Below are 14,306 nucleotides of genomic sequence, written 5' to 3'. Positions count from 1 at the left end.
TTTACTTGTTGAACTCGTATTCCCGTTCCACCCGACAAATCCTTGTTTTATACCAGGAATACCATTTTTTGATCCCGTTTCTTTGTGCCTGCCTGTGGTCCATGTTCGCCTTCCACTTGGCAATGGCCTCCAAGCTTTCCCAATAACTTATGGTAATGCCCAGACCGTCACGGGCACTTTCCAGTCCCAAGAACCCCGGCTGCTGTTGGGCCAATTCCTCCATTTCAAGGGCCATTTGGGCATAACCATCGTCCCCCTCTGTCCTTAGGTTGGTAAAAATTACAGCATAATACGGTTTTTCCAGTTCCATTTTCTAGGTGATATACTCTTTTTCCAAAAAATAATTGACCAGGGCTTCCTTCATCAAAACGGTTTGTTCTCCCGCCTTCAACGGTGGCAATTGTTCCTTTACCTTATAGTGTGGCCAACCTTCATCATCAAAAAAATCAAAATCATAATAGCCATAGGGTTCCAACAACCTGCAAATCGCAATATGCATCAGGTTTACCTTTTCGTCTTTCTTGAACTTTCGATGGTAATTGCCGAGCTCCTGTACGCCCACCAAATAGATGATACCGTCCAGTTCCAAGGGATCTCCGTCGGAAAACTGCCCCGACAGCTTATCCACTAAATGCTCCCATCGTTCCTTTAATTTTTCGTCTCTGGACATCTGTTCTAACTATGAATCCAAAGGTACAAATCAATATGCTATATTTGTTAAAATCGGATATGAGCTTTTTGGACATTATCATCGGGATTCTTTTGGTCTGGGGCCTTTACAAAGGCCTCAAAAATGGCCTTTTTGTGGAAGTGGCCTCATTGGTCGCTCTCATTGCCGGGATATACGGGGCCATCCATTTTTCCCATATCACCGGGGAATATCTTGCCCAACAATTCGATTGGAGTGAGCAGTACCTTAAACTGGCTGCATTCCTGATCACTTTTTTTGCCATCATCATTCTAGTGAACCTTGCAGGCAAATTCTTGACGAAGATTGCCGATTTTGCCATGTTGGGACTTCTCAACAAGATTGCCGGGGCCATCTTCGGCATGTTGAAGGTTGCCGTTATCCTTGGGGCCTTGTTGATTTTCTTTGAACGGTTTGCTGCCCCATTGGGACTAATCAATGAAGAGACCAAGCAAGAATCTATTTTCTACGACCCGATAAAGGAAATCGGCGCCCTTGTTTTCTCCTATGTGCTGGATGATGATGAAAAAGACCCGGAAGTGCCTGAGGAGCCACAGACGAATCCCATTTAAAAGGCATCTTTTTTCCGATTAAAGGCGCTTGGGCCATCGCCCAAAACACATCAAATCCCACTTTTTTGCCATTCAACGTAAGAATCTGCCCTCCTGTGGAAATTTTATGGCAAAGGACCTCTACTCCATTAGCTTAGCAAGCAGAACACTACGGAGCTTAGAACACTCCTGAAAACACCCCGAGAATGAAAAAATTATATGTCCCATTGATGGCCATGGCATTGCTATTTGTCTTTGGTCAATGCAGTACAACATCCCCCGAAGAAGAACAGGAATACACCGAGGCGCAACTCGGAAATGAAAAGGTGACCGTAGACCCCGTGGCTTTGGAAGATGAAATCGTGAACCTGGTGAACCAACACAGAAATTCCATTGGACTGAATGCGCTACAAGACAATCCTGTATCCTACAAATATGCCGAGGGACACAACGACTACATGATTTCCAAAAACAAACTGAGCCACGACAATTTCGAGTCCCGCGCATCCAAAATAGCCGAGGAATCACACGCGGTGAGCGTTTCCGAAAATGTGGCCAGATATTATACTTCAGCCGAGCTGACCTTGGATGCCTGGTTGAAGAGCGCTTCACACAAACAGGCTCTGGAAGGGGATTACTCCCACACCACGCTGAGCATACAGCTGGACAAGGAGGGAAGACCTTACTTTACCCAGATTTTTATAAAAGTGGAATAACGGACCATCCTTCTACATAAAAAAGACCTGCAATTCGTGCGGGTCTTTTTTGTTATTCCCTATGTTGCCACCTAGGTTTTTTTTACCTTTCGTAAAATCTTTGATTATGGCGATACAGGCCCCTTTTAACCTCAACAAATGGCTCGAGGAAAACCGAGACACCCTTAAACCCCCTGTGGGCAACAGAAATCTTTATAAAGAGTCCGGAGACTATATTGTCATGGTCGTTGCCGGGCCCAATGCCCGAAAAGACTATCATTATAATGAGACCGAGGAGCTGTTCTATCAGTTGGAAGGGACCATTGAGGTACACATCCAAGAAGATGGAAAGAAAAGGACGATGAAACTGGGTCCTGGCGATATGTACCTACATCCTGCCAAGGTGCCCCATTCCCCGGTACGCCACGAAGGTTCCATTGGGTTGGTGGTGGAACGGAAAAGAGCCGATATGAACGTGGATGATGGACTATTATGGTTTTGTGACGAATGCAACCACAAACTCTACGAAGCCTATTTTACCCTAAATGATATCGAGAAGGACTTCTTGGCCCACTTCAAGCACTTTTATGGTTCCGAAGAACTCCGTACCTGCGACAACTGCGGGACTGTTATGCCTGTTGACGAACGTTTTGTAGCCAAGGAACAATGATACTGCTCATCGCAAAAATTGTCATAGCCGTTGTGGCCTTGCTCCATTTCTACTTTTTATGGCTGGAGATGTTCGCATGGACCACCAAGGCAAAAAAGGTGTTCCGAAAATTTCCCGAAGACCTTTTTGAACCCACCAAGACCTTGGCGGCAAACCAAGGGCTGTACAATGGCTTCTTGGCCGCTGGGTTGGTATGGTCCATCATCATCCAGGACCCCAAGTGGCAGATATATGTCGCTTTGTTCTTTTTGGGCTGTGTGGCCGTTGCCGGAATATATGGGGCTCTGACCGCTTCCAAAAAAATCTTCACGGTCCAAGCCTTGCCTGCCCTCTTGGGGATTACATTGCTCTTGGCCCATCAAATGCTTTGAAAATCATCATTTTCTTGTGAAGTATTATTTGTATTTTCGTCAAAATATAACAATTCACAAGTAAAAAGTTATAAATGTCAAAAACAGCTACTGCTTTTGGAATGGACGAGGCCCTGAAACAACTTGGTCTTCAAGAAACCAACCACGGAACTTCAACAGGATCGGAAAATTTTGGTTCGGGGGATACCATCTCTTCCTTTTCCCCGGTCGACGGGGTACTTATCGGGAAAGTAAAGACCACCTCTGCTGCCGATTATGAAAAAGTGATGGCCTCCGCCACATCCGCTTTCAAGGAATGGCGCTTGGTCCCTGCTCCGCAACGCGGGGAAATCGTCAGGCAGTTTGGGGGTCGATTGCGCGAACTCAAGGAACCCTTGGGCAAATTGGTCTCCTACGAAATGGGAAAATCCTATCAAGAAGGTTTGGGCGAGGTCCAGGAAATGATAGACATCTGTGATTTCGCCGTGGGGCTGTCCCGACAATTGCACGGATTGACCATGCATTCGGAAAGGCCCGGGCACCGCATGTACGAGCAATACCATCCCCTTGGCGTAGTGGGCATCATATCCGCCTTTAACTTCCCTGTTGCCGTTTGGGCATGGAATACCGCCCTTGCATGGGTCTGTGGGGATGTCTGCGTTTGGAAACCTTCAGAAAAGACCCCGCTTTGTGGCATAGCTTGTCAAAATATCATAGCCGACGTCCTGAAGAAGAACAATCTGCCCGAAGGTATTTCCTGCCTCATCAATGGAGATCATAAGGTAGGTGAACTCATGACGCAGGACAAGCGCATTCCGTTGGTTTCCGCCACGGGATCCATTCGAATGGGAAAAATAGTGGCCCAGGCCGTAGCGGCCAGATTGGGCAAATCACTTTTGGAACTGGGGGGCAACAATGCCATCATCGTTTCGCCCGATGCGGACATTAAAATGACGGTGATCGGGGCCGTGTTCGGGGCCGTTGGCACTGCAGGTCAGCGCTGCACCTCAACCAGAAGACTCATCGTTCACGAGTCGGTTTACGACAAGGTGAAGGATGCCATCACCGAAGCCTATAAACAGCTCAAGATCGGTAACCCATTGGACCAGTCCAACCACGTTGGCCCCTTGATCGATACCGATGCCGTCAAAATGTACCTCGGCGCCTTGGAAAAGGCCAGAAAAGAGGGGGGAAAAATATTGGTCGAAGGTGGTGTGCTGGAAGGCGAGGGATATGCTAGCGGTTGCTATGTGAAACCAGCCATCGTGGAAGCGCAGAACAATTTCAAGATTGTTCAGGAAGAGACCTTTGCACCCATATTATATCTACTGAAATATTCCGGTGGGGTCGAAAATGCCATTGAACAACAGAACGGAGTGGTACAGGGGCTTTCCTCTGCCATAATGACGAACAGTTTACGGGAGGCTGAACACTTTTTATCAGCTGCCGGAAGCGATTGCGGAATCGCCAACGTGAACATTGGAACCTCTGGGGCCGAAATTGGAGGTGCCTTTGGTGGCGAAAAAGAAACCGGGGGTGGTCGTGAAAGTGGATCGGATGCCTGGAAAGTATATATGCGCCGACAAACCAACACCATCAACTACACCACGAAACTTCCTTTGGCGCAAGGCATAAAGTTTGATCTATAAAAAAAGCCGCCCATTTAGGATGAACACTAAATGGGCAGTCTTTAAAACCAACTTAACTAACTCAAACTTAATTTAAAACCCTACTCCAATGCCGGAACTTCGTCGGGAGAAATAGGGTTGTTTACCTAATATTCGACCTCAATTTCAGACTATTTTGACTGGTTTCCATGCGGTATCTTACAAGTGGTCCCAAAAAGTGTATGGTTGGTCCTTTTTTGCCTGTTTCCTGTCCTTGGTATTGGATCCACTCTTAAAACTGGTTCTAAATAGCTCAAATTCTATGGTTTATATGTAAAATTTTAAGGTTTTTTTAATATTTTGGATATACAATTCTGTCTTGCTAACCAACCTCAAAATGGACCTCGAAATTTCTACAATTTGGTTTTGGATTCTCTTGGGTGTCACCGGGATAATCTCTGGAGTGATCGGTTATCTCTTTGGAAAGGTCAACGTTGGTTCAGAAAATGACAATTCATTCCAAATCAATTTATTGGAAATCCAAAATGCCAAATTAAAAGCCGACCTGGACACTTGTAAAAAGAGATTGTCCACCACAAAACCGCCCAAACTAAATGTGGATTCACCTCCACTTCCGATTTCAAAACTGGCACCAAGATTCCATGCCGGTGAAGCCAAAATGGCCTTTGGGAAGAACATAAAAGAGGATGACCTCAAAATAGTGGAGGGCATTGGCCCAAAAATAGAGGAGCTTTTCCACAATTTTGACATCAAAACATGGAAAGCATTATCGGAAACCTCTGCGGACACCTGTCAGGAAGTACTCAATTCCGGAGGCAAAAGATACCGAATCCACGACCCGGCCTCATGGCCCATGCAGGCAAAAATGGCCTATGAGGGCCACTGGAAACAGTTGGCGGAATGGCAGGAAAAACACCGGGCAGGCAAATATTAAATGGACTGACCGGTCTTTCTATATCATTCCATTGGCCTCGACCCATTTGAAGGTCTGTTGTTTTTGGGAAAACTGCATCCGTTCGGCTATACGCTGCAACCTATCGGGGAGTTTCATCAGGTAGTCCCTGGCCTTTTCCGCTTGATCGGTGAGTCCGCCCAATTGCCCTATTTCCCAGTATTCGTTCAGCTTTTTCAAAATATCGATGTAATCTTGTGCGGTATAGACTCCCAATCGTTGTGCGCAGTTGGAGAACTGCTCGAACGCTTCCCCAATGGAGCCCCCAGATTCCCTCAAAAAATGTGCGGGCATGACGATTTTTTTCTTCATCATATCGGCGAAAGCCAGAACCATACCGTCGGGGTCCTGCCCCATTATGGTCTTAACAAATTCACGGTAGGCCAAATGGTGCCTCATTTCATCCCCTGCGATGATGGTGCACATTTTTGCCAACAATCCGTTGCCTTTCTGCTTCGCCATTTTACCGACCCGTTTGTGTGAAATATTAGTGGCCAGCTCCTGAAACGTGGTGTAGACAAAATTCTTATAGGGGTCCCTGTCCGTTCCAATATCAAAACCATCAGCGATCAAATGCTGGGTGGTGATCTCCACTTCGCGCATGTTCACACGGCCGGACAGGTAAAGGTACTTGTTCAGCACGTCCCCGTGCCTGTTCTCTTCGGCGGTCCATGCCCTTACCCATTTGCTCCATCCGTTGTCCTTTCCACTATGTTGGTCTATTCCTTCAACATCCATCAACCAGGATTCGTAGGTGGGAAGCGCTTCTTCCGTAATGGTATCCGCCACAAGGGTCACCCAAAAATCATAGCCAAGTTCCTTCGCTTCGCCGCGGATCTGCTCCACTTGATCAAAAAAATCATCACTTTGGGAATCCGGTAAAAAGTCGGTAGGCTGCCATATTTTTTCAATGGGCACCAAAAATTCTTCCATAAACCCCTCAACCTTAGGTTCTATGGCCTGCATCACCTCCAATCGTACATTTTTAATCGACATATAGCTGCTTTTTGCAAAGATCTCGATTAAAATTCTATTACGGATGGAATAATCCTAATTTCTTCCCCGTTCTCCGGGATAAAGGGTATGGACGGGATCGCTCTGCCAAAATTCCTTGGTATCCACATCCAGCATGGTCAGTTTCCCCTTAAATGCGGCGCCCGTATCCACGTTCCAGATATTGACAGCCTTTTGTGGCGGAACCTCTTTGAGTTTTGAAATCGGGGTGTGCCCAATGAAGACTTCCTTATAATGGGTCAATCGCTTTGGAAAATTAGGGTCTGCGGGTTTCAAATCGGGGCTCAGGGCGGTTGCCAATTCCCACAGGGTCCGGTCCCAATAGAAGGATTGTTCAAAATATTCAAAGTCGATGCCCTTGAGGTTGGTGTAGCCGGCATGAAGGTACAATCGGTTATCCTTGGCCAGATAATAGTTCTCCAAATCGGCATAAAAATTAAGGTGAAGCTCCCAATTCTCCCTGTTCGCTCCCAAATACGAATCCCTTGTGGCCGTTCCTCCATGTGCCAACCATTGTGGATTTTCCCGTTGGGTGAGGAGCCACTCCCGGCAAAGTTCATCGTGGTTGCCCCGTATGAACGTACAATGGTGTGTATCCTTGATCTGTATCAAAAAATCGATGGTCTCCACGGCCGTACTCCAACCGTCTACATAATCCCCCAAAAAAATGATGTGGTCCTCCGGTGAAACATTGGCCCTGTCCATAAGTTGCTCCAAGGCCCTGAGCCCGGAATGGACATCTCCCACAACCAGCGTGCGCATAGAAAAGTTTTCGCAAAAATACGTACAAATGACCGGGCACCTGTGAATTTAAGGGAAAGTTTATCAACCGGACCAAAGCCTTCAACCTAAAAAAGGAGTGCCCTTTTTTTGGTCGTGGTATATTTTTCTATGTACCTTAGGATATTTCGAAAACTATGAAAAAAGTATTCTGTGTCGGTGAACTGTTGATCGATTTTGTTGCAGAAAAACAGGGAAGCGATCTGGCCAAAGCCACAGATTTTACCAAGAAAGCGGGCGGCGCTCCTGCCAATGTGGCCTGTGCCATCGCCAAGTTGGGTGGCCGTGGCATCTTTATGGGCTGTGTGGGCAACGATCCCTTTGGAACGTTCCTCTTGGACACCCTCAAAAAAGAAGGGGTGGATATTTCCTTGGCCCAACGCTCCAAAACATTCACCACGCTTGCCTTTGTGTCTCTGGCCGAGGACGGGGAACGCGATTTTGTGTTCTGCCGTGGGGCCGACAAGGCCTTGGAATATGACCCCAACCTAAGAAAAATACTTCATGGCAACATCCTCCATCTTGGGGCCGCCACCGCACTGTTGGGCGGTTCGTTGGAAAAGGCCTATGGCAAGTACCTGTTCGATGCGCTCACCAAGGAGATGTTCATCAGCTTCGATCCCAATTTTAGGGGAGACCTCTGGAAAGATGATGAGGATACTTTTATAAAAAAATGTACCCCTTTCATTGAAAAATCGCATTTGTGCAAATTCAGTCTGGAGGAGGCACAACTGCTATCGGGAAAAACTGACCCAAGTGAAGCCTGCGACGTGCTCCATGATGTGGGCACCAAGATCATCACCGTGACCATGGGCGGCGAAGGGACCCTGCTGAGCATGGGCGGGACCAAAAAAATCATCCCGAGCATCGAGGTTTCCCCTGTTGATACCACTGGGGCCGGGGATGCCTTTATCGGTTGCCTACTGTACCAGATTTCGGGCCTTGGCAATTTTGAGCCCGTTTTTGAAGACTTTGCACTACTGGAAAAGATGGTCGCCAAAGCCAATGTGGCCGGGGCCATTACCACGACCAACTATGGCGCCATCGTCGCCCTTCCCACAAAAGACCAGATCGGAATCTAAATGAACCAGGCTCAGTTACATCGGCTCGTGGCCCAACAGGCAAAGGAAAAGGACAGCACTGCGCTTTTCGACCTCCGGTTGGCCACCAACCTGACCCTTATCCAACAATTATTTTTTTCGCTTTATCCTGAAAATCAACATGGGCCATATTTCAACAAACTATTGGACCTACTTCCCAAACTGTTTGCTTCCAGGCCTTCGGACCTAAAGGAACAGGACCTTCTCCGATTGGACGCCGGGAACTGGTACCAGTCCGAAAAAATGTTGGGGATGCAGATGTATGTGGAGCATTTCAACAAAGACCTGAACGGGCTGCGCCAAAAAATCCCTTATCTGAAAGAATTGGGGGTGAACTTTCTGCACCTGATGCCGATCACCTCCAGGCCCAAGGGCGAAAATGATGGGGGCTATGCCGTGAACAGCTATCTTCAGGTGGACAAAAGATATGGAACCAAGGAGGATCTACTCGCACTCACTTCCGAATTCAGAAAGGAGGGCATCTATTTAATGTTGGATTTTGTGGTGAACCACACTTCCGACGAATTCCCATGGGCCAAAAAGGCCATCAAGGGCGATAAAAAATACCAGGGATACTACTATACTTTTGATGACCGCACCATTCCGGATGAATTTGAAAAGACCCTCCCCGAGGTGTTCCCGGAAACCTCCCCTGGCAACTTTACCTACATTCCCGAAATGGAAAAATGGGTAATGACGGTATTCAACAGCTACCAATGGGACCTCAACTACACCAACCCGGAAGTGTTTTTGGAAATGCTCATCAACTTGGCAAAGTTGGCGGACATGGGTGTGGATGTAGTACGGTTTGATGCACTGGCCTTCCTTTGGAAGAAGATAGGCTCCATCTCCCAAAACCTTCCCGAGGCCCATGCCCTTGTTTCCTTGTTCCGGATGTGCCTCCAAGTGGTCGCCCCTGGGGTTATCCTTTTGGCCGAGGCCATTGTGGCCCCAACGGATATCGTAAAATATTTTGGACAGGAACAAACGTTGGGCAATGAATGTGAAGTGGCCTATAATGCATCCTTGATGGCCCTGCTCTGGAACTCCATCGCCACCAAAAAAACCAATCTGCTCTACAAAAGTCTGGCGCACGTCCCCGAAAAGCCAAAAGACTGCACCTGGATCAACTACATCCGCTGCCATGACGATATCGGGCTGGGCTATGAGAACCAGTTGATATGGGAACTGGGCTGGTCGCCCGAGCTCCACCGCAAGTTTTTGTTGGACTACTATTGCCAAAGACTGGACTGGTCGCCTGCCATGGGATTGCTTTTCATGTACAACCCAAAAACGGGCGATGGGCGCATCACGGGAAGTGCCGCATCACTTTTGGGGTTGGAAAAGGGTCTCTTGTTGAAGGATAAGGAGCTTATCGATCAATCTATTGCGAAAATCATTATGCTGCACGGTATCGTGTTTGCCTTTGGCGGTATTCCATTGATCTACGCCGGGGATGAGATCGGTACGCTCAACGATTATTCCTTCCGAAATGATGATGCCAAAAAAGGGGACAGCCGATGGGTGAACCGACCGCAACAGGATTGGGATGTCATTTCACGCCTAGGGAAAGAACCCTCACCCCAATCCCGGATTTTCCAGACGCTGCAAAAACTGATCCAGGTCCGGAAAGAAAATCCATTGTTCGCGGACAACAATAATCTGGAACTGTACCATACGGGCAACGACCATATCCTTGCTTTTGGACGGACCAATGGAAACAAGCAAGGGTTATTGGTCCTTTGCAATTTTGATGAAAAGCCACAAGTGATCGAAACGGGCTGGATCAAAAAAATGGGCTATTTCACCAAAGGTGAACCTCTAGATCTGGTGTTGGACCAGCAAATCTCTGTGAAAAGTGGACTATTGGAAATCCTGCCCTATCAAATGATCTGGTTAAAAAGGGGCTAGCTGTACCGAACTTTTCTCAGCACGCGTTGTGATTCTTTCAGGGATTGATAGATGCCACTATCATAAGTCTTTAGGATGGGCCTGGAACGGTCCATCTGCTCCTTGGCCTCTTCAAAACCATTCAGATAGCAGATGAGATAGGTGGCCGGAAGATGGGTCAGGTCCCTTTGTTCCGATTCGGTCAGGGGAATCCTGTTCTCCACTTTTTTCAGGAGCGCATTGTTGGTGTTGTAGACATGATAGAGTGTTTTTTTGTCGTACTGTGGCGGCTCAAACACCAGCTTGCTGTTGATGGTATATTTTCCGTTCTCCGAGAACGTGATCACCATTTCTTCCAAAGGATAATATTTCTGTTCGGAACCTAATCCCAATTGCACATATTCCAAGGTGGCAAAGGAATCATTGTCATAGTCGATGGTGATTTCATCCAAGGCGGAATAAAACAATTTCACCTGTTCGTTGATGAGTTCAATGTCCACCCGGGAATAATAGATTTTGTTCTTCACTTTCTTTTTGATACCTGCCCAGCAGACCACGAACTGCTCCTTGAACACCTTGTAATTGCTGGTTAGGTCGGGGTGGCGGGTGTTCATGAAATTGATCACGGCATCCAGGGTGAGCTCAATGTTGTTCCTTGCATGTTGCTCAATCGTGGCGACCTTTTCGGAGTTGATGTCCTTCAACTCTATGCCATATGCCTTGGGAAGACTGATGCTTCCTTCCCTGAAGAATACGGAACCACCATAGTATTTCCAGATGTTTTTCCGAAGGGCACAGACCTTCCCGTTGGAACGGATGGTGACCAACCCGACCACTTTCCCTTCGGGCAGGTGCGGAAACGGGATGTTCTCGTAGGAAATAATGGGAGGATTGTCCAGATAGGCATTGACCAGGTTTTGGATCTTGCTGTCATCAAAGAAATCGACCCCGACGATGTCATTGTCCGCATCCTCCACACCAATCACGATGAAGGAATTGTTCTTGGGATTGCTGTTGGCCAAGGCGCAGACATGCTTTAGAAATTTTGCCTTTCCCTCCTTTTCACCTATGGATATAAAACGCTTTTTGTCATAAAAACTGTTCTCATCATTATGCGCTAAAAGATTTTTTACCAGTAGGCGTTTGTTGATCATAGTTCCTTTTTCACAATTGTGCCGCTTGCCTGGGCCGTGGGAAAGACCGTCAGATCTGCAATGTTGACATGATAGGGCCGTGTCACCATAAAAAGAATGATGTCCGCAATGTCCTCCGGTTTCAGGGGTTGATACCCTTGGTACACACTTGAGGCACGTTCGGTGTCCCCTTTGAACCTTACATCACTGAACTCGGTCTCCACCAATCCTGGGTTTACAGCTCCCACACGGATACCATGTGCGTTAAGGTCTATGCGCATGCCTTGGTTGATGGCATCCACGGCGTGCTTACTGGCACAATACACATTCCCGTTCGGATAAACCTCCTTCCCCGCTATGGATCCAATGTTGATGATATGCCCTGATTTTCGTTCCACCATCTGTGGCAATATGGCCTTTGACATGTACAACAGACCTTTCACATTGATGTCCAACATGGCGTCCCAATCATCCGGGTTTCCCTTGTCAATGGGGTCCAATCCATGGGCATTTCCGGCATTGTTCACCAAAATATCGATTTGGGAATATCCCATGGGCAGTCCTTCAATAGCAGCAAAAACCGCTTTTCTGTCCCTCACATCAAAATGGAGAAGGTGTACCCCGGTCCATTTTTCCAAGTCTTTTTTGACCTCATCCAATCGTTCCTTTCTGCGGCCACACAGAACAAGGTTGAACCCTTGCTTTGCAAAAAGTTCGGCCGTTGCCTTTCCTATTCCACTGGTGGCCCCAGTGATCAATGCTGTTATTGCCATTTCTTTTATTCCTTAAGGAACATCATGTCCTTGGCTGGCCACTAAAAGGGCAAACCAATCCTGAAGTTCCAGTTCCATCTCCGCAGCTTTTGCCGAGAGTATTATCCTTTCTTTGCTCGTGGTCCCTATCACCGGATAGATGTTGGCCGGATGTTTTAAAATCCAGGCCAGTAGCAATTGGCTTTCATCGGCCCCATATTTTTCCATCAATGGCCCCATCACCTTTTTGATACGCTTCGTACGTTCATTCTTTTCACGGAAGAAATCTCCCAATGGACTCCACGCCATGGCCAATCTCTTGCCCACAATGCAATCGTCAAAAGTGCCATCGTACATGGGTTCATCATGGGTCAATGAAAACTCCACTTGGTTTGCGGAAACTGGTATCGCTTTTTCCAATAGAGCCACTTGCGAGGGTGTAAAATTGGAAACCCCAACGTGTTTTACCTTGCCACTATCGAGCAGTTGCTGTAGGGCTTCGGCCATTTCAAAAGGATCCATCAACGGACTTGGCCGGTGCATCAAGAGCAGATCCAAGTGGTCCGTACGGAGTTTTTTTAAGGATTGTTCCGCCGACCAGATGATGTAATCCTTATCGTATTGGTAATGGTTGATCCTATTGTCCCTACCACGGGTCAACTGGATCCCACACTTGGAGACCAATTGAATGTCTTCCCTTTTTATGCCACTATCAGCAAAGGCATTGCCAAAATCCGCCTCGGTGGAATAGCTTCCGTAAATGTCGGCGTGGTCAAAGGTGGTCAATCCGTTTTCGATACAATGGTGCATCAATTCCACCATTTCTTTTTTGGAAAGTTGCCTGCCCCAACTTCCCCACGTCATGGTTCCAGATACGATTCTGGAAAATTTGTCTATATTTCGCATATGGGATGAAAGTATAAAATTAAACCCTTAAATCCTTCATAAAACTAGGGGTTTGGCTTTTATTTTAACCATTAATTAACAGGTGGATTTTAAATAAATTTTCATTTTGCACACCCTAGCAAAATCACTGACAGTAATACCTAACAATAGAAGTTATAATGGAAGAAAACACTACTATCGATATTAGTGCTGTGAATGAGAAAATCGCCCAAGAGAGCGCTTTTATTGATCTTCTAAAGGTTGAGATGAACAAGGCCATTGTGGGCCAAAACCATATGGTGGAGCGTTTGCTCATCGGCCTGTTGGGAAAGGGCCATATCCTGCTCGAGGGGGTTCCCGGACTCGCAAAGACGTTGGCCATCAATACTTTGGCAAAAGCCGTCAAAGGAAGTTTCAGCCGGATACAGTTTACTCCCGATCTTTTGCCCGCCGATGTGGTCGGGACACTCATATACAACATCAAGGAAAACGATTTTTCCATCAAGAAAGGTCCCATTTTCGCCAATTTCGTATTGGCGGACGAAATCAACCGTGCGCCCGCCAAAGTTCAGTCCGCCCTACTTGAGGCCATGCAGGAAAAACAGGTCACCATTGGGGACGAGACCTTTAAACTGGCGCCTCCCTTCTTGGTGATGGCCACCCAAAACCCCGTGGAACAGGAAGGTACCTACCCACTTCCCGAAGCACAGGTGGACCGTTTCATGCTGAAAACTGTCATCGACTATCCAAAACTCAACGAGGAGCAGCTCATCATCAGACAAAACCTTAGGGGTGCCGTCGAAGAAGTAAAACCAGTGGTGTCCATCAACCAGATCTTGAGCGCCCAAGATGCGGTCCGCGAGGTCTATATGGACGAAAAAATAGAGAAATACATCCTGGATCTGATCTTTGCTACCAGATATCCTGAAAAATATAACTTGGGCGACCTCAAGCCCCTGATCAGTTTTGGTGCATCCCCCAGGGGAAGTATCAATTTGGCCAATGCCTCCAAATGCTATGCCTTCATCAAACGAAGGGGCTATGTGGTACCAGAGGATGTACGGGCCGTGGTGCACGACGTTCTCCGCCACAGGATCGGGATCACTTACGAGGCCGAAGCGGAAAACATCACTTCCGAAGAGATCATCAACAAGATTGTTAACGAGGTAGAAGTGCCGTAACGGTTCAATGTTTCTCGGTCAAAGTAGCAATACTTTT

16 protein-coding genes are annotated in these 14,306 nt (G+C 47.2%); 9 read left to right on the top strand and 7 right to left on the bottom strand.

Annotated features, from left to right (window positions below):
* Nucleotide 1: 1 nt before the first annotated feature.
* Nucleotides 2-310: an antibiotic biosynthesis monooxygenase family protein gene (locus tag DB398_RS00585; RefSeq protein ID WP_108422459.1), complete on the bottom strand. Its 309-nt coding sequence runs from the start codon at nucleotides 308-310 to the stop codon at nucleotides 2-4.
* A gap of 3 nt (nucleotides 311-313) precedes the next feature.
* Nucleotides 314-670 (bottom strand): hypothetical protein, encoded by a 357-nt coding sequence (locus DB398_RS00580; RefSeq protein WP_108422458.1) that lies wholly within the window; start codon nucleotides 668-670, stop codon nucleotides 314-316.
* A gap of 59 nt (nucleotides 671-729) precedes the next feature.
* On the opposite strand from DB398_RS00580, the gene DB398_RS00575 reads away from it, so the two are divergent.
* The 6 genes from DB398_RS00575 (at nucleotide 730) to DB398_RS00550 (ending at nucleotide 5,516) form a co-directional block, all read left to right on the top strand.
* Nucleotides 730-1,260 carry a CvpA family protein gene (locus DB398_RS00575; protein WP_108422808.1) on the top strand — a complete coding sequence of 177 codons (531 nt, stop codon included), beginning with the start codon at nucleotides 730-732 and terminating at the stop codon, nucleotides 1,258-1,260.
* Between the two features lie 185 nt (nucleotides 1,261-1,445).
* Entirely contained in the window at nucleotides 1,446-1,955 is a 510-nt protein-coding gene (locus DB398_RS00570; RefSeq protein ID WP_108422457.1) for a CAP domain-containing protein, read from the top strand.
* Nucleotides 1,956-2,061: 106 nt separating this feature from the next.
* Nucleotides 2,062-2,604: a 3-hydroxyanthranilate 3,4-dioxygenase gene (locus DB398_RS00565; RefSeq protein WP_108422456.1), complete on the top strand. Its 543-nt coding sequence runs from the start codon at nucleotides 2,062-2,064 to the stop codon at nucleotides 2,602-2,604.
* Complete coding sequence (locus DB398_RS00560; RefSeq protein ID WP_417935537.1) at nucleotides 2,601-2,975, top strand: DUF1304 domain-containing protein; 375 nt, start codon at nucleotides 2,601-2,603, stop codon at nucleotides 2,973-2,975. Before DB398_RS00565 ends, DB398_RS00560 begins: the two co-directional genes overlap by 4 nt.
* 74 nt (nucleotides 2,976-3,049) lie before the next feature.
* Nucleotides 3,050-4,603, top strand: a complete 1,554-nt coding sequence (gene amaB / locus DB398_RS00555) for an L-piperidine-6-carboxylate dehydrogenase (RefSeq protein ID WP_108422455.1) — start codon at nucleotides 3,050-3,052, stop codon at nucleotides 4,601-4,603.
* Nucleotides 4,604-4,958: 355 nt separating this feature from the next.
* Nucleotides 4,959-5,516, top strand: coding sequence for a hypothetical protein (locus DB398_RS00550; RefSeq protein WP_199913335.1), 558 nt, complete (start codon nucleotides 4,959-4,961; stop codon nucleotides 5,514-5,516).
* A gap of 18 nt (nucleotides 5,517-5,534) precedes the next feature.
* Here the strand turns inward: DB398_RS00550 and DB398_RS00545 are convergent, their stop codons facing one another.
* Complete coding sequence (locus tag DB398_RS00545; RefSeq protein ID WP_108422454.1) at nucleotides 5,535-6,530, bottom strand: acyl-ACP desaturase; 996 nt, start codon at nucleotides 6,528-6,530, stop codon at nucleotides 5,535-5,537.
* A 54-nt stretch (nucleotides 6,531-6,584) separates the two neighbouring features.
* Nucleotides 6,585-7,310: a metallophosphoesterase gene (locus DB398_RS00540; RefSeq protein ID WP_108422453.1), complete on the bottom strand. Its 726-nt coding sequence runs from the start codon at nucleotides 7,308-7,310 to the stop codon at nucleotides 6,585-6,587.
* 155 nt (nucleotides 7,311-7,465) lie between these two features.
* Between DB398_RS00540 and DB398_RS00535 the strand changes: the two genes are divergently transcribed.
* Both DB398_RS00535 and DB398_RS00530 read left to right on the top strand, forming a co-directional pair.
* Nucleotides 7,466-8,410 (top strand): carbohydrate kinase family protein, encoded by a 945-nt coding sequence (locus DB398_RS00535; protein ID WP_108422452.1) that lies wholly within the window; start codon nucleotides 7,466-7,468, stop codon nucleotides 8,408-8,410.
* Nucleotides 8,411-10,339: an alpha-amylase family protein gene (locus DB398_RS00530; protein ID WP_108422451.1), complete on the top strand. Its 1,929-nt coding sequence runs from the start codon at nucleotides 8,411-8,413 to the stop codon at nucleotides 10,337-10,339.
* Here the strand turns inward: DB398_RS00530 and DB398_RS00525 are convergent.
* The 3 genes from DB398_RS00525 to DB398_RS00515 are packed head-to-tail and all read right to left on the bottom strand — an operon-like array spanning nucleotide 10,336 to nucleotide 13,109.
* Nucleotides 10,336-11,472, bottom strand: a complete 1,137-nt coding sequence (locus DB398_RS00525) for an ATP-binding protein (protein WP_108422450.1) — start codon at nucleotides 11,470-11,472, stop codon at nucleotides 10,336-10,338. The genes DB398_RS00530 and DB398_RS00525 overlap by 4 nt on opposite strands.
* Nucleotides 11,469-12,224 (bottom strand): SDR family NAD(P)-dependent oxidoreductase, encoded by a 756-nt coding sequence (locus DB398_RS00520; protein WP_108422449.1) that lies wholly within the window; start codon nucleotides 12,222-12,224, stop codon nucleotides 11,469-11,471. Before DB398_RS00520 ends, DB398_RS00525 begins: the two co-directional genes overlap by 4 nt.
* 12 nt (nucleotides 12,225-12,236) lie before the next feature.
* Nucleotides 12,237-13,109, bottom strand: coding sequence for an aldo/keto reductase (locus DB398_RS00515; protein ID WP_108422448.1), 873 nt, complete (start codon nucleotides 13,107-13,109; stop codon nucleotides 12,237-12,239).
* Between the two features lie 158 nt (nucleotides 13,110-13,267).
* Here DB398_RS00515 and DB398_RS00510 point away from each other — a divergent pair, with 158 nt between their 5' ends.
* Nucleotides 13,268-14,269: an AAA family ATPase gene (locus tag DB398_RS00510; protein ID WP_108422447.1), complete on the top strand. Its 1,002-nt coding sequence runs from the start codon at nucleotides 13,268-13,270 to the stop codon at nucleotides 14,267-14,269.
* Nucleotides 14,270-14,306 lie beyond the last annotated feature (37 nt).

This window comes from Flagellimonas amoyensis (assembly GCF_003058265.1).
GTDB lineage: Bacteria > Bacteroidota > Bacteroidia > Flavobacteriales > Flavobacteriaceae > Flagellimonas > Flagellimonas amoyensis.
Note: the sequence above shows the minus strand (reverse complement) of the source record. Positions and strands in the feature narration are given on the sequence as shown.

What these genes read in the sequence shown, in the direction of transcription:
- DB398_RS00515 (WP_108422448.1), bottom strand. Translation starts at nt 13,109, where the DNA reads ATGCGAAATATAGACAAATTTTCCAGAATCGTATCTGGAACCATGACG.
- DB398_RS00530 (WP_108422451.1), top strand. Translation starts at nt 8,411, where the DNA reads ATGAACCAGGCTCAGTTACATCGGCTCGTGGCCCAACAGGCAAAGGAA.
- DB398_RS00520 (WP_108422449.1), bottom strand. Translation starts at nt 12,224, where the DNA reads ATGGCAATAACAGCATTGATCACTGGGGCCACCAGTGGAATAGGAAAG.
- DB398_RS00545 (WP_108422454.1), bottom strand. Translation starts at nt 6,530, where the DNA reads ATGTCGATTAAAAATGTACGATTGGAGGTGATGCAGGCCATAGAACCT.
- DB398_RS00550 (WP_199913335.1), top strand. Translation starts at nt 4,959, where the DNA reads ATGGACCTCGAAATTTCTACAATTTGGTTTTGGATTCTCTTGGGTGTC.
- amaB (WP_108422455.1), top strand. Translation starts at nt 3,050, where the DNA reads ATGTCAAAAACAGCTACTGCTTTTGGAATGGACGAGGCCCTGAAACAA.
- DB398_RS00540 (WP_108422453.1), bottom strand. Translation starts at nt 7,310, where the DNA reads ATGCGCACGCTGGTTGTGGGAGATGTCCATTCCGGGCTCAGGGCCTTG.
- DB398_RS00575 (WP_108422808.1), top strand. Translation starts at nt 730, where the DNA reads ATGAGCTTTTTGGACATTATCATCGGGATTCTTTTGGTCTGGGGCCTT.
- DB398_RS00560 (WP_417935537.1), top strand. Translation starts at nt 2,601, where the DNA reads ATGATACTGCTCATCGCAAAAATTGTCATAGCCGTTGTGGCCTTGCTC.
- DB398_RS00580 (WP_108422458.1), bottom strand. Translation starts at nt 670, where the DNA reads ATGTCCAGAGACGAAAAATTAAAGGAACGATGGGAGCATTTAGTGGAT.
- DB398_RS00510 (WP_108422447.1), top strand. Translation starts at nt 13,268, where the DNA reads ATGGAAGAAAACACTACTATCGATATTAGTGCTGTGAATGAGAAAATC.
- DB398_RS00585 (WP_108422459.1), bottom strand. Translation starts at nt 310, where the DNA reads ATGGAACTGGAAAAACCGTATTATGCTGTAATTTTTACCAACCTAAGG.
- DB398_RS00570 (WP_108422457.1), top strand. Translation starts at nt 1,446, where the DNA reads ATGAAAAAATTATATGTCCCATTGATGGCCATGGCATTGCTATTTGTC.
- DB398_RS00535 (WP_108422452.1), top strand. Translation starts at nt 7,466, where the DNA reads ATGAAAAAAGTATTCTGTGTCGGTGAACTGTTGATCGATTTTGTTGCA.
- DB398_RS00565 (WP_108422456.1), top strand. Translation starts at nt 2,062, where the DNA reads ATGGCGATACAGGCCCCTTTTAACCTCAACAAATGGCTCGAGGAAAAC.
- DB398_RS00525 (WP_108422450.1), bottom strand. Translation starts at nt 11,472, where the DNA reads ATGATCAACAAACGCCTACTGGTAAAAAATCTTTTAGCGCATAATGAT.